The sequence below is a fragment of the Bradyrhizobium sp. NAS80.1 genome (genome assembly GCF_001908205.1).
In the GTDB taxonomy this organism is placed as follows: Bacteria; Pseudomonadota; Alphaproteobacteria; order Rhizobiales; family Xanthobacteraceae; genus Bradyrhizobium.
On sequence record NZ_LGHL01000396.1, the window covers coordinates 1 to 576 of the forward strand.

Genomic DNA, 576 nt, shown 5'->3' on the forward strand with positions numbered 1-576 from the left:
CGCCGTGGCAATCGGCCGATAGCGGGTAACGCAAAACCCTTATCAGGACGAAAACCATGTCTCGCTACAATCGTTTGGCGGTTCGGTTCGCGATCGGCTTCGCCCTCGCAATCACCGCGGCTTCTCTCCTCGGTTATGACGTCTCGTGGGCAAGCACCGGCGCGCTCGGCTTCGCCGTTGTCGGCAGCATCGAGGCGCCCAACTGGTACACCATCCAGTACGACACCCGCGTTCAACATCTCCTGCAATCCGAAGGCTTCCTGCTGCGCGGCACCACCTCGCCGCCGGTCGACGTCAAGGGCAACACGCTGGAATTCTTCTTCATGGGTCGCGGCGAAGCGCAGCCGTTCGGCAAGACGCCGGAGCGCGCCAAGGCAGCGAACCTCGGCAAGACTACCAAGACCGTCGATATGACGGATTGGCAGTTCTACGAAGAGGTGCGCCACGGCGAGCCTGATAAGATCTCTGTCGAGTATCGCAGCAAGATCCAGGAAGCCGGCGCCATGTCGCTCGGCCGCCGCTTCGATCGCATCATCTTCGAGGCGATGGACGCGGAAGCCGGCAACATCACCACGA

General features: G+C 61.8%; 1 protein-coding gene. It reads left to right on the forward strand.

All coding sequences use genetic code 11. The annotated features are described in order from the left end of the window. Nucleotides 1-56: 56 nt before the first annotated feature. Nucleotides 57-576: phage capsid protein (locus AC629_RS43795; protein WP_143199938.1), on the forward strand; the 520-nt coding region annotated here is incomplete at its 3' end.